The organism is Actinomadura latina NBRC 106108 (assembly GCF_001552195.1).
Lineage (GTDB): Bacteria > Actinomycetota > Actinomycetes > Streptosporangiales > Streptosporangiaceae > Spirillospora > Spirillospora latina.
In genome coordinates this window covers 236,417-262,431 of sequence record NZ_BCQS01000003.1, presented here as the reverse complement: position 1 = coordinate 262,431, position 26,015 = coordinate 236,417, and the positions used below count along the sequence as shown (strand labels likewise).

Annotated in this window: 22 protein-coding genes; 8 read left to right on the top strand and 14 right to left on the bottom strand. The window is 73.8% G+C overall.

Going from position 1 to position 26,015, the window contains the following annotated elements:
* The 4 genes from AL2_RS01965 to AL2_RS01950 form a co-directional block, all read right to left on the bottom strand.
* Positions 1-1,083, bottom strand: a complete 1,083-nt coding sequence (locus tag AL2_RS01965) for a BMP family ABC transporter substrate-binding protein (protein ID WP_067628513.1) — start codon at positions 1,081-1,083, stop codon at positions 1-3.
* A complete protein-coding gene (locus AL2_RS01960) occupies positions 1,070-2,554 on the bottom strand; it encodes an amidohydrolase family protein (RefSeq protein WP_067628512.1) in 1,485 nt (494 codons plus the stop codon). Before AL2_RS01960 ends, AL2_RS01965 begins: the two co-directional genes overlap by 14 nt.
* The gene (locus AL2_RS01955; protein ID WP_067628510.1) at positions 2,551-3,579 is read right to left on the bottom strand and encodes a zinc-binding dehydrogenase; all 1,029 of its coding nucleotides are present in this window, start codon (positions 3,577-3,579) and stop codon (positions 2,551-2,553) included. The genes AL2_RS01960 and AL2_RS01955 overlap by 4 nt, the downstream gene beginning before the upstream one ends.
* Before the next feature lie 119 nt (positions 3,580-3,698).
* Positions 3,699-5,156, bottom strand: a complete 1,458-nt coding sequence (locus AL2_RS01950) for an aldehyde dehydrogenase family protein (RefSeq protein WP_067628508.1) — start codon at positions 5,154-5,156, stop codon at positions 3,699-3,701.
* A 76-nt stretch (positions 5,157-5,232) separates the two neighbouring features.
* Here AL2_RS01950 and AL2_RS01945 point away from each other — a divergent pair, with 76 nt between their 5' ends.
* Both AL2_RS01945 and AL2_RS01940 read left to right on the top strand, forming a co-directional pair.
* Positions 5,233-6,309, top strand: a complete 1,077-nt coding sequence (locus tag AL2_RS01945) for an NAD(P)-dependent alcohol dehydrogenase (protein ID WP_067628506.1) — start codon at positions 5,233-5,235, stop codon at positions 6,307-6,309.
* 61 nt (positions 6,310-6,370) lie between these two features.
* Complete coding sequence (locus AL2_RS01940; RefSeq protein ID WP_067628504.1) at positions 6,371-8,560, top strand: cytochrome P450/oxidoreductase; 2,190 nt, start codon at positions 6,371-6,373, stop codon at positions 8,558-8,560.
* Between the two features lie 28 nt (positions 8,561-8,588).
* Here AL2_RS01940 and AL2_RS01935 read toward each other — a convergent pair whose 3' ends face one another.
* The 3 genes from AL2_RS01935 to AL2_RS01925 form a co-directional block, all read right to left on the bottom strand.
* The gene (locus AL2_RS01935) at positions 8,589-8,828 is read right to left on the bottom strand and encodes a DUF8836 family protein (RefSeq protein WP_067628502.1); all 240 of its coding nucleotides are present in this window, start codon (positions 8,826-8,828) and stop codon (positions 8,589-8,591) included.
* A gap of 143 nt (positions 8,829-8,971) precedes the next feature.
* Complete coding sequence (locus tag AL2_RS01930; RefSeq protein ID WP_067628500.1) at positions 8,972-9,751, bottom strand: sulfite exporter TauE/SafE family protein; 780 nt, start codon at positions 9,749-9,751, stop codon at positions 8,972-8,974.
* An 84-nt stretch (positions 9,752-9,835) separates the two neighbouring features.
* Complete coding sequence (locus tag AL2_RS01925) at positions 9,836-10,624, bottom strand: ABC transporter ATP-binding protein (protein ID WP_067628497.1); 789 nt, start codon at positions 10,622-10,624, stop codon at positions 9,836-9,838.
* Positions 10,625-10,846: 222 nt separating this feature from the next.
* On the opposite strand from AL2_RS01925, the gene AL2_RS01920 reads away from it, so the two are divergent.
* Positions 10,847-11,614 (top strand): Rv1486c family protein, encoded by a 768-nt coding sequence (locus AL2_RS01920; RefSeq protein WP_067628496.1) that lies wholly within the window; start codon positions 10,847-10,849, stop codon positions 11,612-11,614.
* A gap of 53 nt (positions 11,615-11,667) precedes the next feature.
* Here AL2_RS01920 and AL2_RS01915 read toward each other — a convergent pair whose 3' ends face one another.
* The 5 genes from AL2_RS01915 to AL2_RS01895 all read right to left on the bottom strand — a co-directional run bounded on the left by AL2_RS01915 (position 11,668) and on the right by AL2_RS01895 (position 15,828).
* Positions 11,668-12,363 carry an RDD family protein gene (locus AL2_RS01915; RefSeq protein ID WP_067628494.1) on the bottom strand — a complete coding sequence of 232 codons (696 nt, stop codon included), beginning with the start codon at positions 12,361-12,363 and terminating at the stop codon, positions 11,668-11,670.
* An 88-nt stretch (positions 12,364-12,451) separates the two neighbouring features.
* Entirely contained in the window at positions 12,452-12,856 is a 405-nt protein-coding gene (locus AL2_RS01910; RefSeq protein WP_245666254.1) for a DUF2752 domain-containing protein, read from the bottom strand.
* A 318-nt stretch (positions 12,857-13,174) separates the two neighbouring features.
* Complete coding sequence (locus AL2_RS01905; protein WP_083945841.1) at positions 13,175-13,960, bottom strand: PP2C family protein-serine/threonine phosphatase; 786 nt, start codon at positions 13,958-13,960, stop codon at positions 13,175-13,177.
* A gap of 36 nt (positions 13,961-13,996) precedes the next feature.
* Entirely contained in the window at positions 13,997-14,692 is a 696-nt protein-coding gene (locus tag AL2_RS01900) for a response regulator (protein ID WP_067628490.1), read from the bottom strand.
* A complete protein-coding gene (locus tag AL2_RS01895) occupies positions 14,689-15,828 on the bottom strand; it encodes a GAF domain-containing sensor histidine kinase (RefSeq protein ID WP_067628488.1) in 1,140 nt (379 codons plus the stop codon). Before AL2_RS01895 ends, AL2_RS01900 begins: the two co-directional genes overlap by 4 nt.
* A 201-nt stretch (positions 15,829-16,029) precedes the next feature.
* Here AL2_RS01895 and AL2_RS01890 point away from each other — a divergent pair, with 201 nt between their 5' ends.
* From AL2_RS01890 to AL2_RS01870, 5 genes are all read left to right on the top strand, one after another.
* The gene (locus tag AL2_RS01890; protein WP_067628486.1) at positions 16,030-16,698 is read left to right on the top strand and encodes an SDR family NAD(P)-dependent oxidoreductase; all 669 of its coding nucleotides are present in this window, start codon (positions 16,030-16,032) and stop codon (positions 16,696-16,698) included.
* Positions 16,695-18,056 (top strand): MFS transporter, encoded by a 1,362-nt coding sequence (locus tag AL2_RS01885; RefSeq protein ID WP_067628484.1) that lies wholly within the window; start codon positions 16,695-16,697, stop codon positions 18,054-18,056. Before AL2_RS01890 ends, AL2_RS01885 begins: the two co-directional genes overlap by 4 nt.
* A complete protein-coding gene (locus AL2_RS01880) occupies positions 18,053-19,090 on the top strand; it encodes an S-adenosylmethionine:tRNA ribosyltransferase-isomerase (protein WP_067628482.1) in 1,038 nt (345 codons plus the stop codon). Before AL2_RS01885 ends, AL2_RS01880 begins: the two co-directional genes overlap by 4 nt.
* 64 nt (positions 19,091-19,154) lie before the next feature.
* Entirely contained in the window at positions 19,155-20,366 is a 1,212-nt protein-coding gene (gene serB, locus AL2_RS01875) for a phosphoserine phosphatase SerB (RefSeq protein ID WP_067628480.1), read from the top strand.
* Between the two features lie 118 nt (positions 20,367-20,484).
* Positions 20,485-22,734, top strand: coding sequence for an FUSC family protein (locus tag AL2_RS01870; protein WP_067628478.1), 2,250 nt, complete (start codon positions 20,485-20,487; stop codon positions 22,732-22,734).
* Positions 22,735-22,741: 7 nt separating this feature from the next.
* Here AL2_RS01870 and AL2_RS01865 read toward each other — a convergent pair whose 3' ends face one another.
* Together AL2_RS01865 and AL2_RS01860 are read right to left on the bottom strand one after the other, a co-directional pair.
* Positions 22,742-23,209 carry a SixA phosphatase family protein gene (locus tag AL2_RS01865; protein ID WP_067628476.1) on the bottom strand — a complete coding sequence of 156 codons (468 nt, stop codon included), beginning with the start codon at positions 23,207-23,209 and terminating at the stop codon, positions 22,742-22,744.
* 365 nt (positions 23,210-23,574) lie between these two features.
* Positions 23,575-26,013, bottom strand: a complete 2,439-nt coding sequence (locus AL2_RS01860) for a sodium-translocating pyrophosphatase (protein WP_067628474.1) — start codon at positions 26,011-26,013, stop codon at positions 23,575-23,577.
* Positions 26,014-26,015: the final 2 nt, after the last annotated feature.

Sequence of the window (26,015 nt, the reverse complement as noted above, 5' to 3'; positions counted from 1 at the left end):
TCAGCCGCCGAGCCTCTCCACTTCCGCGGCGGCGTCGATCTTCCCGCTCGCGATGTCCCGCATGAACGCCTCGATCTTCTGCTTGGCCTCGGCGTCGTCGCCGCAGAGCTTGACGGTGGGGTACGGGTCCTTGCCGATCGTCCACACCTTCTGCACGCCCATTTCGAGCTTCCCGGCCTCGAACAGCTTCAGCGCCTCGGTGAAGTAGTCGCCGGGGCTGAACAGCACCGAGAGGTCGAACTTCGGGTCGGTGGAGGCGCACCGGTCGGTGCCCGGGGTCAGCGTGATGAGCTTCTTGGTGTTGGCGAGCTTCGTGGCGGCGTCGGTGGAGCCGCCGAGGTACGGGTAGACGGCCCCGACGCCCTGGTCGATCTGCGCCTGCACGGCCTCCTTGGCCTTGGCGGCGTCGTCCTGGTCGCCGGCGTAGGTGGTGGTGACGGTCGCGTCCGGGATCACCGAGCGGATGCCCGCCTTGAACGCCTTGGAGGCGTTGATGTTGAAGTCGAGCTCCATGCCGGCCACGAACGCGGCCTTCTTGGTGCCGCGCGCCTGCATCAGGACGCCGGTCGCGTACCCGGCCGACAGGATGCTCTGCGCCGGGTCGTCGGTGGACAGCATGATCTTGGGGGTCTGCTGGACGTTGCCGGAGCTCGGGACGTACCAGGTGGTCTTCTGGCACACCGCCTCCTCCGAGGCGGGGATCGCGTCCTTCAGCTCGGACGCGCCGAGCGCGACCATGTCCACCTTCTGCTGGCAGAGGGCGCGGGCCGCGCTGAGCGCCTCGCTCTCGGGGACGCTGCCGCGCTTGATGACCGTCCAGCCCTTCGCCTTGGCGAAGCTCTCGGCACCGGTCACGAAGCTCTCGTAGTAGCCGTTGTCGTTGATGTCGCCGGGGCTGAGCACGCCGATGACGACCTTGCCGTCGCCGTTGACGTCGGGCTCGCCGGGCAGCACGCCGCCCGCCCCGCCGCTACCGGTGCTCTGGTTGGCGGTGGCGTCGGTCTCGGCGCAGCCGGCCAGCGCGAACAGGGTGGCGCACGCGAACGCAGCGCCCGCGATCCGTACCGGTTTACGGTTCTTCACCACAGGGTCCTTTCGATCGGACGGTCGAACGTGGGAGGGGGCGGGAGCCGTGGTCGCCGGGTCCCCGCGGAGCGTCCGCGGGGATCACCGGCCAGCGGCGGGGGACGTCCAGGCCGGCCGCGCGCAGCAGCGCGGCCGACCGTTCCGCCGCTTCCCGGCGCAGTGCGCCGGTGTCGAGGGTGGTGAGCCGGCGGTCCCGCACCACGGTCCGCCCGGCGACGACGACGTCGCGGACGGTGTGGCTCGGGGCGCCCCACACCAGGTGCGCCGCGAGGTCGCCGGGCGGTGCCCAGGCGAGGTCGCGGGCGTCGAGGACGACCAGGTCGGCGGCCTTGCCGACCTCGATCGAGCCGGTCAGGCCGCCGAGGCCGGCCGCCTCGGCGCCGCCGCGGGTGGCCAGCGCGAACGCCTCGTCGGCGCGCAGCGGCCAGCCGCCGCGGTCGTTCTCCAGGCCGGCCAGCAGCCCGGCGGCGCGCAGCACGTCGGGCGCGTCGCCGGCGTTGTGGGCGTCGCAGCCGAGCGCGACCCGGCCGCCGCGGCGGACCAGCTCGCCGTGCCGCCCGGCCCGCGTGTAGCCCTGGCCGAGCCGCAGGTAGGCGCCGGGACAGGACGCCACGGCGGTGCGGGTCTCCAGGACGGCGGCGACCTCGTCGTCGTCGAGCCACACCGCGTGCCCGAGCAGCAGCCGCGGCCCGAGCACGCCGAGCCGGCGCAGGTGCACGAGCGGGCGGGCGCCGGTGCGCCGCAGGTAGGACTCGGCGTCGCCCGGACCGGGGGACATGTGCCAGGTCATCGCCGTGCCGAGCCGTTCGGCCAGGTCCGCCGCGCCGGCGAACAGCTCGTCGCTGACGAGGTCGTGGCCGACCAGGGTGATCCAGCCGGTGACGAGGCCGTCGCGGGGCAGGCTCCGCACCGTCTCCTCCTGCCGGGCCAGCGCCTCGGCGGCGGGCAGGGAGTACGGGACGTCCGGGGCGTCCCAGCCCCAGCCGCCGACGCGTCCCCGGATCCCGGCCGCGGCCAGCCCGGCGGCGACCCGGCCGGGATGGGCGACGGTGCCCGGCTCCAGGACGGTGGTGACCCCGCGCAGCAGCGACTCGGCGGCGGTGAGGGCCGCGGACAGCTCGTCGTCGTCGCCGGTGACCAGGGCGTGCAGCGGCACCGCCCAGCCGAAGATCGCCTCCTGGGCGTCGATGTCGTCCGGGATGACGCTGCGGATCAGCGGGTCCACGGTGCAGTGCTGGTGCGCGTTGATCAGGCCGGGGATGACGACGCAGCCGGCCGCGTCCAGCTCGGCGGCGCCGGGGTGCCCGGCGCGGAGCGTCCGGTACGGGCCGATCGCCGTGATGCGGTCGCCCGTGACCGCGACGGTGGCGCCGGTGACGACCGCGCGGTCCGGCGCCATCGTCACGACCGTGCCGCCGGTGACCAGGAGGGATGCTTCGGGGGAGGGTGCGAGGGAGGCTTCGGTCATGGGCGGACCAGGACCTTGCCGATGGCCGTGCGCGACTCGGCGGCGGCGAACGCGGCGGGCAGCTCGTCCAGCCCGTACTCGGCCATCCGGACGACCCGCAGGCCGCCGCCGTAGTAGGCGGCGAGCATCGCGGCGAACTCGGCCTCGGTGTAGGCGCCCGACCCGAGCAGCCGGAGCCCGCGGTGGTAGACGCCCGCGAGGGAGATCGTGACCTCGTCGCCGGTGGTGTTGCCGAACGTCACCAGCCGGCCGCCGGCGCGCAGGGAGTCCATCGACGCCTGCCAGGTCGCCGCGCCCACGTGGTCGAGCGCGACGTCGGCGCCCTCGCCGCCGGTGTAGCGGCGCACCGCCGCCGGCACGTCGGCGTCGCCGTGGACCAGCAGGTCGGCGCCGAGGTCCCCGGCGAGCGCGAGCTTGGCGTCGCTGCCGGCGACCGCGACCACCCGGGCCCCGGCGCGCTTGGCGAGCTGGACGGCGGCGATGCTCACCCCGCTCGCGGCGGCCTGCACCAGCACGGTCTCCCCGGCGGTCACCGCGCCGACGGTCAGCGTGGCGTGCCAGGCGGTGCTCCACGCCGAGGGCAGCGCGGCGGCCTCGGCGAGCCCGACGTGGTCGGGGACGCGGTGGACGAGCCGCGCGGGCACCGCGACGTACTCGGCGAACCCGCCGGCGATGTTGCCGCCGACGACGCGGACCGAGGTGCAGTGCCCGGGTTCGCCGGCGCCGCACCGGCGGCACGTCCCGCAGCCGAGCGTCGGGTCGATGACGACGCGGTCGCCGGCCGCGACGCCGGGCACCTCGCCGCCGGCCGCCTCGACGTGCCCGGCGACGTCCATCCCGGCGATGTGCGGGAGGCGGAAGCCGGGCAGCACGGCCGGGCCGCGCCGCTGCAGGACGTCCAGCCGGTTCAGCGCGCAGGCCCCGACGCGCACGAGCACGTCCCGCGGCCCGGGGACCGGGTCGGGGACGCGTCGCAGCGACACCACCTCCGGGCCGCCGAACGCAGTCTGGACCAGTGCTCTCACCAGGACCTCCGGCCGATTCCGCCGTCGAACTCATCTCGCATTGCGAACCAGCGACTCGCAATGTGACGCACACTCTGAACCTCGCCGCGTGGGCGTGTCAACACCCCGGAGCAAAACCCTCAGCGGTCCAGCAGCCGGACCGCCACCGCCTTCTCCCGCGTGTACTCGCGCAGGGCCGCGTAACCGCCGCCCGCGCTGAACCCGCTGTCCTTCTGCATGTTGAACGGGAAACCGATCACGCCCGCGTCGTGGAACTGGTTCACCGCGACCTGCCCGGACCGCACGTCCCCGGCCACGCGCAGCGCCCGCGACACGTCATCGGTCCACACGCACGCCAGCAGCCCGAAGTCGGTGCCGTTCATCAGCTCGACCGCCTGGCCGGTGCCGGTGAAGCCCTGGATGGTCAGGACCGGCCCGAAGACCTCCTCGCGGACGACCCGCATGCCGGGGTCCACGTCGTCCAGGACGGTCGGCGCGACGAACCAGCCGCCGTCCGGCACCTCGCCCTTCACGCCGCCGGTCAGCACGCGGGCGCCCGCGCGAGGCGCCTCCTCCAGAAAGCCGAGGACCCGCTCGTACTGGGCCCGGCTGACCAGCGGCCCCATGTCGAGGTCCTGGTCCCAGGTGCCGAGCCGGACGGCGCGCATGCCCGCCACCACGCGCTCGGTCACCTCGGCGCGGACCGGCTCCTCGACGAGCAGCCGCGAGCCCGCGTAGCAGTTCTGGCCGGCGTTCTCGGTGATGGACCCGACGATCGCCGGGATCGCCGCGTCGAGGTCGGCGTCCGCGAACACCACGTTCGGCGACTTGCCGCCCAGCTCCAGCTTGACCGGCACCAGGTTGGCCGCCGCGGCGCGCATCACCGCGCGGCCGGTGACGGTCGAGCCGACGAAGCTGATGTGGTCGACGCCGGGGTGCGCGGTGAGCGCGACGCCCGCCTCCGTGCCGAGCCCGGTGACCACGTTGAGGACGCCGGGCGGGAACCCGGCTCCGCGCGCCAGCTCGGCCAGCGCCATCGGCCCGAGCGGGGCGATCTCGGACGGCTTGAGCACGACCGTGTTGCCGGCCGCGAGCGCGGGCGCGACGTTGGCGGCGGCCAGCAGCATCGGAACGTTCCAGGGGATGGCGACCGCGCACACACCGTACGGCTCGGGGATCGTGAAGCCCAGGTAGTCCGGGGTGCGGGTGGGCAGCGTGACGCCGGTGAGCTTGTCGGCCGCGCCGGCGAAGTACTCGACGATGCCGTGCGCGATGAACGTGTTCAGCCGGCCGCCGGACAGCGGCTTGCCCACGTCCCGCGCCTCGACCCGGGCCAGCTCCTCGACCCGCTCCATGATCAGCGCCGCCCAGCGGCCCAGCAGCGCGCCGCGCTCGGACGCCGAGGTCGCGGCCCAGCCGGGGAACGCGCGCCGGGCCGCGGCGACCGCCGCGTCGACGTCCGCCGCGCCCCCGCGGGCGATCTCCTGGAGGGGACGGCCGTTCGCCGGATCGAGGACGGGAAGGCCCGCGCCGTTCCCGGCTGGGGTCCACGCACCGTCGATGAGCTGCTGGGAGACCGGGATTTCAAGTGGGGACATGCCGGAATCCTTGACCGCACCTATCCCGCATGTCAAGATGCCGTATCTTTCTGTGAAATGTGCTGGGGGAATTCTCATGCGCGTCACCGCCGCCGTGCTGGACCGGCCTGGTGAGCCCTTCGTCCTCCGGGACGTCGAACTCGGGCCGCCCCGCCCGGACGAGGTCCTCGTCCGGCTGAGCGCGGTCGGCGTCTGCGCCACCGACCTGGAGTTCGCGACGTTCTCCGCCGCCCCCGCCGTGTTCGGGCACGAGGGCGCCGGGACCGTCGAGCGGGCCGGCGACCAGGTCACCGGGATCGCGCCCGGCGACCACGTGGCGCTGTCGTTCGCCTCGTGCGGCCGCTGCCGGCCCTGCCTGACCGGTTCCCCTGGCTACTGCACGCGGTTCGACGCGCTCAATTTCAGCGGACGGAGACCCGACGGTACCTCCGCCGTCTCGATGGACGGTACGGAGATCAACGCCCACTTCCTCGGCCAGTCGTCGTTCGCCGACCACGTCATCGCCCCCGCGCGCGCCGTGGTGCCCATCGGCAAGGACGCCGACCTCACGCTCGCCGGGCCGTTCGGCTGCGGCTTCCAGACCGGGGCGGGCGGCGTGCTGAACGTGCTGCGCCCCTCGCCCGGCTCGTCCATCGCGGTCTTCGGGGCGGGCGCGGTCGGCGTCGCGTCGGTCCTCGCGGCCGTCCTCAGCGGGTGCACGACCATCGCCGTCGTCGACCTCAACACCGAGCGGCTCGCCACCGCCCGCTCACTCGGCGCGACCCACGGCGTGACCGGCGGCGGCGGCGCCGCGGACGAGCTGCGCTCCATCGCGCCGGACGGCTTCGACTTCGCCGTCGACACCACCGGCCGCGCGGACGTCCTGCGCACCGCCGTCGAGGCGCTCGGCCCGCTCGGCACCTGCGGCGTCATCGGCGTCGGCCCCAGCGAGGAGATGACCTTCGACTGGCGCAGCGTGCTGAACGGCCGCACGATCACCGGCATCATCGGCGGCGCCGTCCCGCAGGTCTTCGTGCCCGAACTGCTCGCCCTGCACGCGGCGGGCCGCTTCCCGGTGGACCGGATCGTCGCGCACTTCCCGTTCGAGCGGATCGGCGAGGCCGTCGACGCCGCCCGGCACGGCACGGCCGGCAAGGCCGTCCTCACCTTCTGAGACCCCCAGTGGCGCGGCTGGGCAACACCGCGCGGAACCCCGCGCATCAGGAGTCGCGCACATGACACCCTTCGATCACCACTCGGCCGAATGCACCGCCGACCCGGTCGGCTACTACGCCGCGTACAGGGAGTCCTGTCCGGTGGGCCGCACCCCCGCGCACGGCGGTTTCGTCTACACCACGCGGTACGCCGACGTGTCGCGGATCGCCCGCGACGACGGCGCCTTCTCCTCCTCGCGCGCCGCGACCGGCGTGGACGGCGTCGCCATCGTCATCCCGAGCGGGCCGGGGCTGGAGCAGTACCCGATCGAGCTGGACCCGCCCCGCTCCACCGGCTACCGCGACCTCATCAACCCGCTGCTCACCCCGGCCGCGGTCGACCGGCTGCGGCCGATGATCGCCCGGCACGCCGCCCGCGCGGTGGACGCGTTCATCGAGCACGGCTCCGCCGACCTCGTCCGCGACCTGACCAACCCGGTGCCCGCCGCCGTCACCCTCGACTGGCTGGGCTTCCCCGAGCAGGACTGGGCGCGGCTGGCCGGACCGATCCACGACATCTTCGCCGCCACCGCGGGCAGCGAGCGCGCGATGCGCGGCGCGCGGGGCCTCGCCTACATGGAGCGGCGCATCCGCGAGCTGATCCGCGACCGGCGCGCCGAGCCCGCGCGGGACGCGGTGAGCGCGCTGGCGACCGCCCGCGACGACGCCGGCGAGCCGTTCGCCGAGGACGGCCTCGTCTCGGTCATCGGGCTGCTCATCGCGGGCGGCGTCGACACCACGACCTCCCTGACCGGGTCGGTGCTCGTCCACCTGAGCCGCGACCCCGCCCAGCGGCGGCGCCTCATCGAGTCGCCCGACCTGCTGGAGCGGGCCACCGAGGAGTTCCTGCGCGCGTTCGCGCCGTCCCAGTCGATGGCCCGGACCGCGCTCGCCGACACCGAGGTCGGCGGCTGCCCCGTCCGGGCGGGCGAGCGCGTCCTCATCCCGTGGGTGGCCGCCAACCACGACCCGGCCGTGTTCCCCGAGCCCGCCGAGGTCCGGCTCGACCGCGACGCGTCCCGGCACCTCAGCTTCGGCATCGGCTCGCACCGCTGCGCCGGCGCCCACCTCGCCCGCGCCATGTTCCAAGAGATGATCACGCAGGTGCTGACCCGGCTGCCGGACTTCCGGGTGCTGGAGGACGGCCTCGTCGGCTACCCGACCAGCGGCAACCAGAAGGGCTGGGACGCGATCCCGGCCGTCTTCACCCCCGGCCCGCGCGCCGCCGGCGCCCCGGTGCCGGCCGCCGCGACCGGCGCCCCGTACGAGCTGACCGTGACGCACGTCGAGCGGCCCGCCGACGACGTGCTCGCCCTCACGCTGGCGCCCGCCGACGGCGAGCTTCCCGCGTGGGAGCCGGGCGCTCACCTCGAGCTGCGGCTGCCGTCCGGACGCGTCCGGCAGTACTCGCTGTGCGGCGACCCGGCGGACGCCGCGCGCTACCGGGTGGCGGTGCTGCGGGAGGCCGGCGGCCGGGGCGGCTCGGCGGAGGTGCACGCGCTCGCCCGGGCGGGCGCCTCGTTCGGCGTCCACGGCCCGCGCAACCACTTCCCGCTGGTGGACGCGGAGTCCTACCTGTTCCTGGCGGGCGGGATCGGCGTCACGCCCATCCTGGCGATGGTGCGCGAGGTCGCCCGGCGCGGCGCCGGCTACCGGGTCGTCTACGGCGGCCGGACCCGCGCCACGATGGCCTTCCGGGACGAACTCGCCGCGCTCGCCGGCGACCGGCTGCGGCTGCTGCCCCAGGACGAGACCGGCATCCCGGACCTGGCGGCCGTCCTCGCGGAGGCCGGGCCCGCCACCGCGATCTACTGCTGCGGGCCGGCCCCGATGATCGCGGCGGCCGAGCGCGCCTGCGACGAGCTGGGCCTCCGGCCCCGCCTGCACGTGGAGCGCTTCACGGGCGACGACTCGCTGGAGGTGGCGTTCGACCCGGCGCTCAACACCGAGTTCGACGTCCACCTCGCCCGGACGGGCCGGACGCTGCGGGTCCCCGCCGACCGGCGGCTCATCGAGGTGGTCCAGGAGGCGGTCCCGGGGCTGTCGTACGACTGCGAGAAGGGCTACTGCGGCGCGTGCGAGACGCGCGTGCTGGCCGGCGAGCCCGAGCACCGCGACTCGCTGCTCACCGACGAGGAGCGGGCCGAGGGCCGGACGATGATGATCTGCGTGGGCCGCTGCACCTCCGGCCGCCTCGTCCTCGACCTGTAGCGCGGCGGCCCGCTGTCCCGGCCACCCGCTATCCCGGCCGCTCGCCCCGCTCGTCGGACACCGGATGCTCCACGAGCGCCAGGACGCGGTTGGACATGAAGCGGGCCGTGCGGACCGCGGTGCCCGTGCGGGTCACCTCGCTGACCTCGATCACCCCGCGCCGGTTGCCGATCTCCACCCGGCGGCCGGCGCGGGTCGCGGTCACCTCGTAGGTCCTGGTGGCCGTGCCGCCGACGTCGACCACGATCTCGACCCAGTCGCCCTTCATCCGCACTGCCTCCGCATGTTCGAACCTATGTTCGAGTTATACCCCGAACGCGGGTCCGGCAATCCCCGGAAGGCGCAGCTCAGTCGGTCAGCGGCTCGGTCGGCCGGCGGCTCAGTCGGCCGGCGGCTCGGTCGGCCGGCGGCTCAGTTGGTCAGCAGCTCGACGATCGCGATTACGCCGACGGCCACGATCACGCCGCGCAGCACCAGCGGCGGGATGCGCCGGCCGAGCCGCGCGCCGAGCAGCCCGCCGACCGTGGAGCCGATCGCGATCAGCAGCACCGCCCACCAGCTGATCTCCGTCCGGCCGAGCAGCCACATCAGCGTGAACAGCAGTGCGGCCGTGCCGTTGACGATGGCCGCCATCCCGTTCTTGACGCCGTTCAGCACCTGCAGGTCGTCGTCCAGCGCGATGCCCAGCAGCGCGATGAGCACGATGCCCTGCGCCGCCCCGAAGTACCCGCCGTACACGCCGGTGGCCAGCACGCCCAGCCACAGCAGCGGGCCGCCGTCCGGGCGGTGCGCGGCGCCCTCCTCCCGGCGCCCCTTGAGCCACGCCTGGAGCCGGGGCTGGACGACCACGAGCACCAGCGCGATCGCGATCAGCCCGGGCACGATGACGTCGAACGCCTCGGGCGGCAGCGCCAGCAGCAGCAGCCCGCCCGCGATCGCGCCGAGCAGCGAGGCGCTGCCGAGCCGCAGAATCCGGCGGCGCTGCCCGCCGAGCTCCCGGCGGTACCCGTACGCGCCGCTGACGTTGCCCGACACCAGGCCCACGTTGTTGGAGACGTTCGCCATGACCGGCGGGTACCCGAGCGCCACCAGCGTCGGGAAGGTGATCAGGGAGCCGGAGCCGACGATGGCGTTGATCCCGCCGGCGGCGACCCCGGCGGCGAACACCGCGGTCGCGTCAAGGACGTCCAAGGCGCACCCACTCCGGTCCCACGAATTCGCAACGGCCCCACGATGGTAGGTAAGGCCGCAGTTCACCCCGCACGCGGGGTGCGTTCAGCGCAGGGAGCGGGCGTACCAGCGGCCGTTCCGGCGGTCGATCGTCAGCGGCAGCCCGAACGTGTCCGAGAGGTGCTCGGGGGTGAAGACCTCGTCCACCTTGCCCTGCGCGACGATCTGTCCGGCGCGCAGGAGCAGCGCGTGCGTGAAGCCGTCGGGGACCTCCTCCACATGGTGCGTGACCATCGCCATCGTGGGGGCGGCCGGATCGCCGGCCAGCTCGGCGAGGCGGGCGACGAGGGCCTCCCGGCCGCCGAGGTCGAGGCCGGCGGCGGGCTCGTCCAGCAGCAGGAGCTCGGGGTCCGGCATGAGGGCGCGGGCGATCTGGACGCGCTTGCGCTCGCCCTCCGACAGCGTGTCGAACGTCCGCCGGATCAGGTCGGCGCAGCCGAGCGCCTCCAGCAGCGCCACGGCGCGGCCCACGTCGGTCGAGTCGTACTCCTCCCGCCAGCGGCCGATGATCGCGTACGAGGCGGTCAGCACCAGGTCGACGACCGTCTCGCCGGCCGGGACCTTCTCCGCGACGGACGAGCTGGCGATGCCGATGCGGGGACGCAGCTCGAACACGTCGGTGCGGCCGATCTCCTCCTCCAGGATCTCGGCCGTGCCCTCGGTGGGATGCATCATCGCGGCGGCGATCTGGAGCAGCGTCGTCTTCCCGGCTCCGTTCGGGCCGAGGATGACCCATCGGTCGCCCTCGTCCACCGTCCATGTGACATCGCGCAGCAGGGTCGCCCCGCCGCGCCTCACCCCGACTCCGCGGAGCTGAAGTACCTCGCCGGCCATCGCGTGCCTTCGTCCCCAATCCGGGTCGTCCGTGATCTCGCTCTCAGGAAAGAACCTATGTGATCCGGCCCGTCCGCGGCCCCCCGGATCCCCGGTGGAAACGGCGGTCCCACGGTGCTCCCCCGCCGCGATAGGTCCCTTACGTCCGGCGGAACCGGGGATCCGAGCGCTTATCGTGGTTCGCATGCCCGTTGCGGAGAGGCCGAGAATGAGCACGACAGGATGAGCGGGGCCGTAGCGACGTCGCTGGTCGCCTGGGGCAATGCCTGGCTGACCGGGCACGTCGGCCTGGACGAGGCGGTCGACGCGGTCGAGAAGGGCGCCGGTCCGCAGATCCTCGGCGGCGAGCCCGCCGAGGTGACGCTGCGCCGCGGCCTCGGCGACCTGCGCGTCGGCGGGCTGTCGGCGCTGCGGCTGGCGCTGCCCGAACCCGGCGACCCGCTGGGGCTGACCGGGCCGCCCGCGTTCAACGCCGCGGCGATCGAGGCGGGCGCCGCCGTCGTCGCCGTCCTGGACGGGCGGGCGATGGGCCTCGTCCCCGCCGAGGACCGGCGCGGCTCCTCCTACGTCGGCGTCCGCTGGACGCCGCACGAGGCGTCGGCGGGGCCGCCGGACGTCCCGTCCCTCGCCGAGGCCGACCGGCGGCTCACCCTCGCCATGCGGGACGCCACCGAGGCGCTGCTGACCGTGGACGACTTCACCGGCGTGCCGCCCGAGATCGCGGACGCGCTCGTCGACCTGCGCGACCCGGACCGCGGCGACCACCCGCTCGCCCCCGGCTACCCGCAGCGCGCCCACCGCGTCGCCGCGCTCGCCGGCCGGCTGTCCCTCGTCGTGGACCTGGCGCGGCAGCTGGACGACCGCGGCCTCAGCGCCGACCAGATGCACCGCCGCGGCGAGGCCCTGCGCCTCCTGGACTCCGCCGTCCGCCGCGCCCTGGTCGCCTCCTGCAACAGCGCCTTCGACCCGGTCCCCGAAACGGAGCGCTAGCCGCGCATGCGAAACGGGGCGCCCCGCAGGACGCCCCGCTCGTGTGCCGTCGGTCAGGCGCGGACGACGATGGTGTTGCAGATCTTGTCGGCGAAGGTCTGCTTGCGGTCGTCCCACAGCGGCCAGAGGAAGCCGATGTAGCACAGGAAGCTGTCCGCGATGTGGGCGAGCTTGCGGACGAACGCCATGCCGAAGCCGATGGGCTGGCCGGTCTGCGCGCTGATGAGGCGGATGCCCATCTGCCGCTTGCCGATGGACTGGCCGGTCGTGCCCTCCTGGTAGCAGATCCAGAGGCCGCCGGCGATGGACAGGGCGAAACCGACCAGCATGAACAGCAGGCCGAGCATCGCCGCGCCGCCGCTGCCGGAGCTCGTCAGCATGATGCTGAGCAGGTAGAGGACGAAGACCGGACCGGCGAAGATCAGGTAGTCGATGATGTAGCCGCCCGCACGCGAGCCCCACTCGGCCAGCTGGCCGGTCGAGCCGTAGTGGTGGTGGTGCACCTCCTGGCCGTAGCCGGGCTGGGCGGGGGGCTGCTGGCCGTAGCCCGGCTGCGCCGGGGGCTGCTGACCGTACCCGGGCTGCGCCGCGGGCTGGCCGTAGCCCGGCTGCGCCGGGGGCTGGCCGTAGCCGGGCTGGGCCGGGGGCTGCTGACCGTAGCCCGGCTGCGCCGGGGGCTGCTGGCCGTACCCGGGCTGCTGCTGCCCGTAGCCCGGCTGCTGACCGTACGGGTCGTAGGGGTTACCCACACTTGCTCCTTATTGATTGACCCTTTGGTTATGTGACGCCCGCCGGACCCGGTGGGCTCCGCAAGTCTGGCCGAGGATTCACCTCGGCTCAAACCCGGAGGACTCCCAACCGGACGAGCTGCCACAGCTCCGACCCCACGAGGGCGGTGCCGAGCATCCAGGCACGGGTCTTCGGCTGGAGTGCCCACCACCGTCGTCCCAGGCCCAGCGGTGCGGCGGCGACGGCGATCGCGCCGGTCAGGGCGACCGGGTTCGCGAGGACGGCCTGGACCGGACGGCCCGCGCCGAGCTCGATGAACACGGTCGTGCCCCCGCACATGGGACACGGGACTCCGGTGAGCGCCCTTAGGGGACAGAGCACGCCGGGGTCGTTGACACGGTGGATCCATGACGCGCCGATGGCCGCGACGGCCATCGCCGCAACGCGCAGCACCGTGCCCATGGGGCCGTGCCGCGCTGCGGTGAGGGTCCGGCTGACGATCTCCCCGAGCACACCGCCTGGTGCACCGGTGGCCGCCGCCCCGGGCGCTCCCCCCAACGAATCCTCCGCCTCGATGACAGACTGGTGAGTGACCCGTATACCGGGTGCACCCGGAGCCGGGTCAAGTCCGCGCAACGATCCGCCACGGGACCGTTACCGAGTGCGCACTGACACCACTCCAGGGCAAGAGTAAGACAAAACGCCAGGTACGTGGGCACTCTTTCCCGCTAAGAGTTCCATGAAATCGGCCGGACACGGCCGCGATCACGATCGCGGCCGTCGGCCGGCCCCTCCTGGCGGCGTTCGTCCAGGGGGTGGACGAACGACGGTTCAGGACTGCGCCGCCGCTCCGACGACCACGGGGCTCTCGCCGCCGTGGAAGTGCTCGGCCTCGACGACGTCGGCGATGACCGCGGTGATGTTGTCGGGGCCGCCGTTGTCGCGGGCCAGCTCGATCAGCCGGTCCACGGCGCGCTGCGGGTCGGCCTCCGCCGACACGACCTCGTAGATCTGCTGCGCGTCGACCGGGCCGCTCAGGCCGTCCGAGCACAGCAGGTACCGGTCGCCGAGCCTGGCCTCGCGCAGGCGCAGGTCGGGCTCGCGGTCCTCCCGGCCGTCCAGCACCCGGTAGAGGACGTGCGACAGCCGCGACGTCTCGGCGGGGTCGGCGGTCTGGCCCGCCGCCTCCGCCTCCGCCTTGAGCAACTCGTCCATGGTGTGGTCCTGCGTCATCTGGAACAGCTCGCCGTCGCGCAGCAGATAGCCGCGCGAGTCGCCGACGTGCGCCAGTGCCACGGACTCGCCGGACCAGAGCATCGCGGTGAGCGTGGTGCCCATCCGGCTGAGGTCGGGACGTTCCTCGCGGACGATGCGGAGCTTCTCGTTGGCCTCGGCCACGGCGCGGCCCAGCTTCTCAACAAGATCGTCCTTGGGGGCAGCGGTGTCCAGTGAGCGCAGGGAGCCGATGACGGTCGAGCTGGCGACCTCGCCGCCCGCATAGCCGCCCATGCCGTCCGCGACCGCGATCAACCGCACACCGGCGTAACCGGAGTCCTCGTTGTTCTCCCGGTTGCACCCGATGTCGCTGCCTGCTGCGTACCTGATTGCTACGTTCATACCAATTTCGATGACGATCCTGTCAGAGGAGTTGTATCAGTAGCGGACGGTGGATTCCCCGGTTTCCCCGGCCGCGCCGGACGTTCCGACTCCGTGCCGGACCGCGTAGAGCGCCGCCTGCGTCCGATCCTGGACTCCCAGTTTCATGAGCAGATTACTGACGTGCGTTTTGACCGTCTTCTCCGACACCACGAGGGCGCGCGCGATCTCCCGGTTGGACCTGCCCCGCGCGATGTGCACGAGCACCTCCCGTTCCCGTTCGGTCAGCGCGGCCAGGCCGCGGTCGTCGTCGCGTCCGGCCGGCCCGTCCCGCAGCATCGCCTCGGCCGCGTCCGGCGCGAACAGGACGTGCCCGTCGTTGACCGCCCTGATCGCCTGGACGAGCGCCTGCGGGTCGACGTCCTTGTACAGGTACCCGGCCGCACCCGCCTGCACGGCCGGCAGCACGTGGCCACGCTCCGTGACGCTGGTGAGGACCAGGACCCGTGCCTTCACCCCACGAGCCCGCAGCTCCGTCAGCGCGGCCAGACCGTCGGCGCCCGGCATCTTGAGGTCCATGAGCACGATATCGGGCTCCAGGGATTCGGCCAGTGTCACGGCCGACGCGCCGTCCTCGGCCTCGCCGACGACCTGGATGTCGTCCTGGATGCCGAGGAACGTCCGCAGCCCCTGCCGGACGACCGGGTGGTCGTCGGCGATGAGGACCCTGATGGCGCCCGGCTTCGAGGTCACAGCGGCACCTCCAGCCGGACGGTCGTGCCCTTCCCCGGCGCGGCGTCGATCGTGAGCTCACCGCCGATGGAGTACGCCCTGTCGCGCATGGAGGCGAGCCCGAGCCCGCCCTGGTGCTCGGTGTCGGACGCGTCGAAACCGGAGCCGTCGTCGGCGACCTCCAGCACGGCCAGTGCGTCCTGTGCGGCGAGACGGACCTCGACGGTCTCCGCGCGGGCGTGTCGCAGCGCGTTGTAGAGCGCCTCCTGGGTGATGCGGAACGCGACGGCCTCGTGCTCCTCCGGCAGGACGACGGTCTCGTCCGCCGCGAGCCGGACCGTCGCCTCGTGCGCCCGGTCGAGGACCTCGACGTGCTTGCGCAGCGACGCGACCAGCCCGTCCGCGAGGTCGGCGGGACGCAGCTCGAAGATCACGGCGCGCAGCTCGGCGAGCGCCTCGGCGGCGAGCCGCTCGACCTGCGCCAGCTCCCGGACGGTCCGCGCCGGGTCGCGCTCGGCCAGCGCGGCCGCGGTGCGCGCGGTGAGCCGCAGCGAGAACAGCTTCTGCGCGACCGCGTCGTGCAGCTCGCGGGCCATCCGGTTGCGCTCCGCGACGACGGTCAGCTCGCGGTTGTGCTCGTGGAGGCGGGCGTTCGCCATCGCGATCGCGGCGTGCGCGGCGAACAGGGTGAGCACGTCCTCGTCGTCCTGGGTGAAGCCGCCCGGGGCCTGCTTGTTGGCCAGGAAGATGATGCCGAGCACGTCGCCGCCGTCGCGGATCGGGACGCCGAGGAAGTCCTTCAGGACGGGATGCGCGACCGGCCAGCCCTCGAACTCCGGCTCCCGGCGGATGTCGCCGAGCCGCTTCGGCGCGTCGCCCTTCAGCATCGCGGCGAGCATGCCGTGCTGGCGGGGCAGCGGGCCGATCCGCTCCCACTGCTCTTCGGAGATGCCGGCGACGACGAACTCGGCGAACGAGCCCTCGTCGTCGGGGACGCCGAGGGCGGCGTACCGGGCGTCCAGCAGCTGCGCGGCCGCCCGGACGATCACCTGCAGCACCTCGTGCACGGACAGGTGCCGGGTCACCGCGAGCACGGCGGAGCTGACGGCGTGCAGGGTCGCGCCCTGGCTGCCGCGGCACCCGTCGTCGGTCTGCATCCCGGCTTCTCGCTCCCCCCTGCGGGCGCTCGGCGGCGCCCGCTTGTGAAGACCGTACTCTCTGGGCGCGTCTTCCCGAATCAGCCTGGACGACTATCGGTATCCGTCCTTGCGGGACCCGGGTCCTAGGACCAACTGACCAGCGGCCCGGGAACGGCCGGCCGATGCCCCGGGACGGCGCCGCTTCCTACCGTCGAGGGCATGAGAACGGCACTGATCACAGGCGGTTCGCGCGGCCTCGGGCGGGCGCTGGCCCGGGAACTGGCCCGGGACGGCTGGAACCTCGTCATCGACGCCCGCGATCCCGCGGCGCTGTCCCCGGCCGCGGCCGAGACCGGCGCGACCGGCATCGCCGGGGACGTCACCGACCCCGCGCACCGGGCCGAGCTGATCCGGGCGGTGTCCGGCGGACTCGACCTGCTCGTCAACAACGCGAGCACCCTCGGGCCGACGCCGATGCCCCGGCTCGGCTCGCTGCCCGCCGGCGACCTCGCGGACACGTTCGCGACCAACGTGCTGGCGCCGCTCGCGCTGATCCAGGCGGTCCTGCCGAGCCTGCGGGGGCGGCGCGGCGCGATCCTCAACATCACCTCGGACGCGGCCGTCGAGAACTACGAGACGTGGGGCGGCTACGGGGCCTCCAAGGCGGCGCTGGAGCAGCTGTCGAACGTCCTGGCCGCGGAGGAGCCGGAGGTGGCCGTGTGGTGGGCGGATCCGGGCGAGATGAACACCGGGATGCTGCGCGCCGCCGGGGAGGACGCCGACGCCGCGCCGCCGCCGTCCGAGGCCGCCGCCGCGTTCCGCCGGCTGATCGACGACCGGCCGCCGAGCGGCCGGTACCGGGCGTCCGACCTGGCGGACCGGCGATGACCGCCGTCCTGGACCATGAGCGGATGTCCGTTCCCGAGCGGGGCGTCCTCACCGCGGGGTTCCGGGGTCCGACGTTCGGGATCGTGCTGGTCGTCACCCTGCTGGCGTTCGAGAGCATGGCCGTCGGCACCGTCATGCCGGTGGTCGCGGGCGACCTGGACGGCCTGGCGCTGTACGCGTGGGGCTTCAGCGCCACGCTGATCACGAGCCTGCTGTCGACGGTGCTGGCGGGCGGGTGGGTCGACCGGTCCGGGCCGTCCCGTCCGCTCCTGATCGGGCTCGGCACGTTCGTCGCCGGGCTCGTGATCGCGGGCGCGGCGCCGTCCATGTGGCTGTTCGTCGCCGGACGCGCGGTGCAGGGCCTCGGCACCGGCGTCTCGCTGGTCGCGATGTACGTCGTGATCGCCCGCGTGTACCCGGAGGAGCTGCGGTCGCGGGTGTTCGCGGCGCTGTCGGCGGCGTGGGTGCTGCCGTCGCTGATCGGCCCGGCGGTCGGCGGGGCCGTGGCCGAGCACATCGGCTGGCGGTGGGTGTTCCTCGGGCTGATCCCGCTGGTCGTCCCGCCGACGCTGCTGCTGGTTCCGGTGTTGCGCGGCATCGAGCCCGCGGACGCCGGCCCGGGGCCCGGCAGGTCGCGCCATGTCGCCGCCGTCGCCGTGGCGGCGGGCGCCGGAGTCCTCCTCTACGGCCTCGGCGGCGCGGGCTGGGCGACGCTGCCCGCCGCCCTGGCGGGGCTCGCGGGCCTGGCCTACGGGCTGCCGCGGCTCGTGCCCGCCGGGACGCTCCGGCTGCGCCGCGGGCTGCCGAGCGTCATCCTCGTCCGCGGGCTCCTCTCGGGCGCGTTCTTCGGGGCCGAGGTGTTCATCCCGCTGGCGCTGACGCGGCTGCACGGCTTCAGCGCGACACAGGCCGGCATCGTCCTCACGGTCGGCGCGCTCGGCTGGTCGGCGGCGTCGCAGATCCAGGGCCGGTCCAAGCGCCCCCGCGAGTCCTACGCGCTGCTCGGCGCCGTGCTCGTCACCGCCGGGATCGTCCTCGCCGCCGTCGCGCTCCAGCTCTCCGGCTGGCTCACCGCGCCCGCGTGGATCATCGGCGGCGCCGGGATGGGCTTCGCCATCGGGAGCCTCTCCGTCCTGCTCCTCGACCTCTCGGCGGAGGACGAGCAGGGCGTCAACTCGTCCGCGCTCCAGATCAGCGACACCCTCGGCTCGTCCCTCGTGGTCGGCGTCGCGGGCGCGCTCGTCACCGGGTTCGGAGCCGCCCGGCTCGGCACCGGCCTCGCCGTCGCCGGGGCGCTGTTCGGCGCGATCGCCCTCCTCGGGGTGATCGCCGCTCTCCGGCTGGAGGTCCCGGAATGACCGTCGAATTCACCCTGCCCGCCGCTCTCGAAGCCCACGAGCCGCCGGAAGAGCGGGGCTCGGGAACAGGCGGCCGCACCCGCGACGGCGTCCGCCTCCTGGTCTCCCGGCGCGCGACCGGCGCGGTCGCCCACCACCCGTTCCGCGACCTGCCGGCGCTGCTCGACCCGGGCGACCTGCTGGTCGTCAACACCTCGTCCACGCTGCCGGCCGCCGTCCGGCTCGACCGGATCAGCGTGCACTTCTCCACCCCGGTGCCCGGCGCCGACGACCGGCTGTGGCTCGTCGAACTGCGCCGCCTGACCGGGAAGGCCGGACGCCCCTACCAGGGCGGCTCCCCCGGCGAGTGGATCCCGCTGCCCGGCGGCGCGACCCTGACCCTCGTCGGACGGCGCACCGGCCGCCTGTGGGAGGCCCGGCTGAGCACCGACGTCGTCCCCTACCTGCGGCGCCACGGCGTGCCGATCAGGTACGGGTACGTGCGCCGCGACTGGCCGGCCGCCGCCTACCAGACCGCCTTCGCGTACGACCGCTCCACGGGCGGCGCGGAGATGCCGAGCGCCGCCCGCCCGTTCACCCCCGAACTCGTCACCCGGCTCGTCTCGCGCGGCGTCCTGATCGCCCCGATCACGCTGCACACCGGCGTCGCGTCCCCGGAGGCCCACGAACCCCCGTACGCGGAGCGGTACAGCATCCCGGAGCCGACGGCGGCGCTGGTCGGACACGTCCGGTCCGAGGGCCGCCGGGTGATCGCCGTGGGGACGACCGCCGTCCGCGCCCTTGAAACGGCCGTGGACGCCTCCGGGCGCGTCGTCCCGTCCTCCGGCTGGACGGAGCACATCGTCACCCCGGAGAACGGCGTTCGGGCCGTGGACGGCCTCCTCACCGGCCTGCACGAGCCCAAGTCGTCCCATCTGATGATGCTCACCGCCATAGCGGGCCACGACCTGCTCACCGCCACCTACGAGGCGGCCCTGGCGGAGCGCTACCTCTGGCACGAGTTCGGCGACCTCAACCTGATCCTGGACCGGTAGCCGTCTCGCATGCCGGACCTCGCGCACGACCCGCACGTCACGCCCGGTACCGTGGAAAACAGTTATGGACGGGTCAGCACAGCGCACGCTGCTCATCACACTCACCGGACGCGATCGCCCCGGCGTGACATCGCGTCTCTTCCGGACACTCTCGGAGTTCCCGCTCACGGTCGCCGACGTGGAGCAGGTCGTGATCCGCGGCCGGCTCGTCCTCGGCGTCCTGCTCGCCTACAGCGAGGGCGCCGACATCGGACGCGTCTGGAACGCCGCCGAACACGTCGCGAACGACCTCGACATGGAGATCGAGCTCTCCACGGGCCGCAACCGGCGGATGCCGAAACGCACCGGGCGCCTCCACGTCACCGTCCTCGGCGCGCCCCTGAAGCCCGCCGCCATGGCCGGGATCGCCGGACGCATCTCCGCGCACGGCGCCAACATCGACCGCATCGAGCGGCTCGCGCAGAACCCCGTCACCTGCATCGAGATGGACGTCTCCGGAGCCGACCCCGACGCGCTCCGCGCCGCCCTCACCGCCGAGGCCGCCGAGCAGCAGGTCGACGTCGCCGTCCAGCAGAGCGGCCTCAGCCGGCGCGCCAAGCGCCTCATCGTCATGGACGTCGACTCCACCCTCATCCAGGGCGAGGTCATCGAGTTGCTCGCCGAGCACGCCGGCTGCCTCGACGAGGTCGCCAAGGTCACCGAGGCCGCCATGCGCGGCGAACTCGACTTCGAAGGCTCCCTCCGAGAACGCGTCGCGCTCCTGGCGGGCCTCGACGCGTCGGCCATCGACGACGTCCGCGACAAGCTCCGCCTCGCCGCCGGCGCCCGCACGATGGTCCGCACCCTCAAGCGCCTCGACTACAAGTTCGCGATCGTCTCCGGCGGCTTCACCCAGGTCACCGACGCGCTCGTCGACGACCTCGGCATCGACTACTCCGCCGCCAACACCCTGGAGATCGTCGGCGGCAAGCTCACCGGCCGCGTCACCGGCCGCGTCATCGACCGCGCCGGCAAGGCCACCGCCCTGGAGCGCTTCGCCCGCGAGGCCCGCATCCCCATCAGCCAGACCGTCGCCATCGGCGACGGCGCCAACGACCTCGACATGCTCCAGGCCGCCGGCCTCGGCATCGCCTACAACGCCAAGCCGGTCGTCCGGCAGGCCGCCGACACCGCCGTGAACGTCCCCTACCTGGACACGATCGTCTTCCTCCTCGGCATCTCCCGCGAAGAGGTCGAGGCCGCCGACGCTCTCGACGCCCAGCGGGACTCCCGGTAACCCTCCGCCCGCGCGGCGCCCCCCTTCCACCGGCCTTAGCCGGTGATCATCGGGGTACGGGTGAGGCGCGGGGTGAGTGATCTTCGCGCGGTGGAAGCGACGGCGGAGGAACGGCGGGGTGCTGCGGCGGGTGCGGGACGCGTTTGCCCAGGCGCACGGGCACGCGTCACCCATGTACGGGACGGCCGCGGCCGTCGCGGTGGCCGTGCCGCTGCTCGCGGGGGCGCTGACCGGGCACGCGGCGCAGGGCTCGATGATCGCGCTCGGCGCGTACCTGGTGGCGCTCCGCGCGCCCGAAGGGCCGTACGGGGCGCAGGCGCGGAGCCTCGCGGTCGGCGTCGCGGTCGTCGCGATCGGGGCGGCGGTCGGCGGGCTGCTCAGCGGGCACCTGTGGCCCACCGTGATCGTCGTGCCGCCGCTGATCGCGCTCGGCGTCGCGGTGCCCCGGATCGGGTCCACGGCGGGGCTCGCGGTGCTGCTGAGCGCCGTCCGGCCGCCGTCCGCGGACGTGCTGGCCATCGGGCTGCTGGAGCTGATCGGCGGGCTGCTCACCACCGGGCTGCTGCTCGCGCCGTGGCCCGCGCGGCGGCTGCGCCCGCTGCGGGAGTCGCTGACCGAGTGCGCCGACGCCGTCGCCGAGGCGCTCGACGCGGTCGCGGAGGACGTCGGCGCGCACGACCCGGAGCCGCTGGAGGCCGTCGAGCTCACCGACCCCGATCTGCTGGCCGTCGCCCGGGTGCCGGACTGGGAGAAGAAGCGGCGGGCCGCGTCGGAGTCGCTGACGGCGGCGCGCGCCACCTACCGGCTGTACCGGACGGGACGCGGCAAGAGCGACCCCACGCGGCCCGAGCGGCTCATCGACGGGCTGGCGCGCGTCCTGCACGAGACGGTGACGCTGCAGGCCGTCCTGGAGGCGGCGAAGAACTATCCGCCGGACCGCGAGTGGCGGCTGGAGACGCAGACCGCGATCTCCGCGCTCGCCGCGCGGCTGCGGCTGCTCGCCGGCGGGATCGCGACGGCCGGCGAGGCGCCGCTCGGCCGGGAGGAGTCCGCGGCCGTCCGGCGGATGGGGCGGGCCGCCGAGCACATCCGCCGCGCCGGGCTCGCCGGCGACGAGGACCTCATCGCGGTCGCGCTGATCAGCCAGGTCCGCCGCTCCATCGACCGCATCGCCGGCGAGGTCGCCGCCAACCGCCGCATCGTCGCGGGCGGCCTGCGGATCGGGTTCGGGCCGCCGCGGATGCCCGGCACCCTCGACCCCATGCCGGTGTGGGAGCGGGTGCGGCGCGCCGTCCGCACCCGGTCGCCGGCGTTCCGGCAGGTGTCCCGGGTCTTCGTGACGGCGGTGGTGTCGATGGCGGTGGCCGCCGCGCTCGGCCTCTCGCACGGGCACTGGGCGACGATCACCGCGATGCTGAGCCTGCGCGCCACCTACGGCGAGACCGTCGACCGGCTCGTCCAGCGCGTCGGCGGCACCGCGGCCGGGTCCGCCGCCGCCGCCGTCATCCTCACGCTCGCGCCGGGGCAGCTCACCGTCGCCGTGATCGCCTTCGTCTTCGCGATGGCCGGGTTCGCGATGCGGTCGGTGAACTTCGCCTACTGGGCACTGTTCGGGACGCCGCTCGCGATGATGCTGCTCGACTTCTCCACCCCGGCCGACTGGCGCACCGCCGGGGAGCGGATCGCGCTGACCCTCGCCGGGACGATCATGGCCTACCTCGCCGTCCGGCTGCTGTGGCCCGCCGGGCACGTCGAACGGCTGCCCGTCCAGCTCGGGCGGCTCCTCGGCACGCACGCCGACCTCGTCCGGGCCACCGCGGACGTCCTCGCGGGCGAGCGGACCCGGCTGACGCACGACACGATCGTCGCGGCCGAGCGGGCGGCGGAGGCCGTCGCCGAGACCGCGCTCCGGCTCGGCCACGAACGGGTGCCCGACACCGACCTGATCAACGAGCTGCGGACCACCGTGGACGCCGCGCACCGCACCCGCGACCACCTCATCGCGGTCGCGCGGCTGTCCCGCGCGGAGGCCGTCGACACCGGGCCCATCCCCGAGATCCTCGACCGGCTCGCCGACCGGTTCGAGGAGGCGGCCGCGCTGCTGGAGGTACCCGACGAACTCGACCTGGAGGGCAGTACGCCCGTCGAGGAGCTGGACGAGGAGCTCGCCGACCTCGACCGCCACCTGTCCACGATCACCCGGCGGCGCCGCGCCGAGATCAAGGCGGGCGTCGACCGGGAGGAGGTCACCCCGCTGCGGCAGGCGCTGCTGCAGGTGTCCAGCACCCGCTACACGATCAGGTCGCTGCGCCGGGACGCCGGGACGGTCGTCGAGTCGTCCCTCGCCGCCGCGGCGCCCCGCCCCTGAGCGCCGGTCAGCCCTTCGGGGTGCGGACCGTGCGGAGCGTCCCGACGCCGGGGCGGACGCCGCTCCACGGGCCCGGGAGGTCGACCACGGCGAGCGCGCAGGTGGGGAAGTCGTCCGGGGCCCGACCGGTCAGGTCGTGGACCAGCTGGTGCACGGACGGGTTGTGCCCGACCAGCAGCAGCGTCCCGGCGTCGTCCGGCGCCTCGGTGACGAGGGTCAGCAGCCCGTCGGGGTCGTTGGCGTAGATGCCCGGCTCGTAGCTCACGCTCGCGCCGACGTCCAGCAGGTCGAGCGTCTCGCGGGTGCGGGCGGCCGGGGAGCACAGCGTGTGCTCGGGGACGAGGTCGTTCGCGCGCAGCCACTCCCCGGCCGCCGCGGCGTCGCGGCGCCCGCGGTCGTTGAGGACGCGGTCGATGTCGGCCGTGCCGAAACCGGCGACGGCTTTGGCGTGACGGAGCACGATGAGCGTGGACATGACCGCCAGACTAGGCCGCGGCGAACTCCGCGGCGCCTTGGCATGGAGTACTAGGGCGCGACGAGTGCCGCGAGCACCCACAGCAGGAGGATGATGCCGAGCATCCCGCCGAGCATGATGGCGAAGCCCTTGGCCCCCGACATCGCCGGCCTGTCGCCGCCGCTTGCCACAGCGCCTCCTGATTTCCCGTGTCGGGGCCGGGAACGTCCGGCCCTCACCTCAAGCGTACGGCGGGCGTCCCATGGTCGGGACACGACCCCGGACACCTGGTCGGGACACGACCCCGGGCACCTTGCCGGGACACGGCCCCGGACATGCGAAAGGGCCGGCGGTGGCTGCGCCGCCGGCCCTCTCAGCGTGATCCGTCAGCCGTTCTTGGCGGACTCCTCCTCGGTGGCCGCGGCGCCGTTGGAGTCGGCGCCGACGGGCGCCTCCTCGACGGGCTCGGCCGCCGCGCCGTCCACAGCCGCCTTCTCCGGCTCGCCGCCCTTGACCGCCGGGTCGGCGGCCGGCTCGGCGATCGGGTCGGCGCGCCGCTTGGAGATCACGATCGCCGCGACGATGACCCCGACGGACAGCACGGTCACGACGACGCGCACCGCGGTGTTGGCCGCGTAGGTCACCACCGCGTCCGCGATCAGCAGCGCGACCAGGTTCATCACCTTGATCAGCGGGTTGATCGAGGGACCGGCGGTGTCCTTGAACGGGTCGCCGACCGTGTCACCGATGATCGTCGCCTCGTGCGCGTCGCTGCCCTTGCCGCCGAGGTGGCCCTCCTCGACGAGCTTCTTGGCGTTGTCCCAGGCGCCGCCGGAGTTGGCGAGGAACACCGCCATCAGCACGCCCGCCGCAATGGCGCCGCCCAGGTAGGCGCCCAGCGGCGCGTACCCGAGCGCGAAGCCGACCGCGATCGGAGCCATGATCGCCAGCAGTCCGGGGGTGGCGAGCTCGCGCTGCGCGTCCCGGGTGCAGATGTCCACGACCCGGTCGTAGTCGGGCTTCTCCGTGTAGTCCATGATCCCGGGCTTGGTGCGGAACTGCTCGCGCACCTCCACCACGACCCGTCCGGCCGCCCGTCCCACGGCCATGATCGCCAGGCCGGAGAACAGGAACACGACCGCGGCACCGATGATCAGCCCGATCAGCACGTTCGGGTGGTCGATCGAGAGGCTGAACTGGCTGAAGTCGCCGAGCGCGTCCCTGGCCTCGCCGGACGCCCCGTTGATCGCCGCGATGACCGTCGTCCGGAACGAGCCGAACAGCGCGGTCGCGGCGAGCACCGCCGTCGCGATCGCGATGCCCTTGGTGATCGCCTTGGTGGTGTTGCCGACCGCGTCCAGCCGCTCCAGGACGGCCGCGGCCTCGCCCGTCACGTCCCCGGACATCTCGGCGATGCCCTGGGCGTTGTCGGACACCGGGCCGAAGGTGTCCATCGAGACGATCACGCCGACCGTGGTCAGCAGCCCGGTACCGGCCATCGCCACCGCGAACAGCGCGACGGTGGTGTTGCCGAAGCCGAGCAGGAACGCCCCGTACACGGCGCCCGCGATCACGAGGGCGGTGTAGACGGCCGACTCCAGGCCGAGCGAGATGCCGGCCAGGATGACGGTCGCCGGGCCCGTCCGGGCGCTGTCGGTGACCTCCTTGACCGGCTTGCGGTTCGTCTCGGTGAAGTAGCCGGTGAGCAGCTGGATGACGCTCGCCAGCACGATGCCGATGATCACGGAGCCGAGCGCGACCCAGCGCGGGTCGGCGTCCAGGCCGCGGATCGCCGGGTCGGTGACGCCCTTCAGGTCGGCGAACGACGAGGGCAGGTACACGAACGCGGCGATCGCGACGAGGACCGCCGAGATGCCCGCCGAGATGAAGAAGCCGCGGTTGATCGCCGTCATGCCGGACCGGTCCCCGGAGCGGGGCGCCACCGCGAAGATGCCGATCACCGCGGTGATCACACCGATCATCGGGACGATCAGCGGGAACACCAGGCCCTCGGTGCCGAACGCCGCCGTCCCCAGGATCAGGGCCGCGACCAGCATGACCGCGTACGACTCGAACAGGTCGGCGGCCATGCCGGCGCAGTCACCGACGTTGTCGCCCACGTTGTCGGCGATCGTCGCCGCGTTGCGCGGGTCGTCCTCCGGGATGCCCTGCTCGACCTTGCCGACGAGGTCGGCGCCGACGTCCGCGGCCTTGGTGAAGATGCCGCCGCCGACACGCATGAACATGGCGAGCAGCGCGGCGCCGAAGCCGAAGCCCTCCAGCACCTTCGGCGCGTCGCCCTGGTAGGCGAGGACGACGATTGCGGCGCCGAACAGGCCGAGGCCCACGGTGAACATGCCGGCGACGCCGCCGGTGCGGAACGCGATCCGCATCGCGGTCCGCTCGCCGTCCTGCTCGCGGGCGGCGGCGGCGACCCGGACGTTGCCGCGGACCGCGAGCCACATGCCGGTGAACCCGGTGACGGCGGAGAACAGCGCGCCGATGACGAAGAAGACCGACCGTCCGATCCGCTCACTCGTCGAGTCGGCGGGGAGCAGCAGCAGGACGAGCGGGATCAGTACGACGAAGACCGCGACCGTTCGGAACTGGCGTTTCAGATAGGCGCTCGCGCCCACCTGCACGGCGCGCGCGATCTCTTGCATCTTGGCGGTGCCCTGGCCCGCGGCCAGGACATCGCGGACGAGACCCGCGGCGACGGCCAGTGCCAACAGTGCGATCACAGCGACGACGACGACCAGGGAGAGGTCGCCGCCGCCGAGATCCACTTCTGCGCTGGCCGGGCTTGACAGGGAAAACCCGGACATCC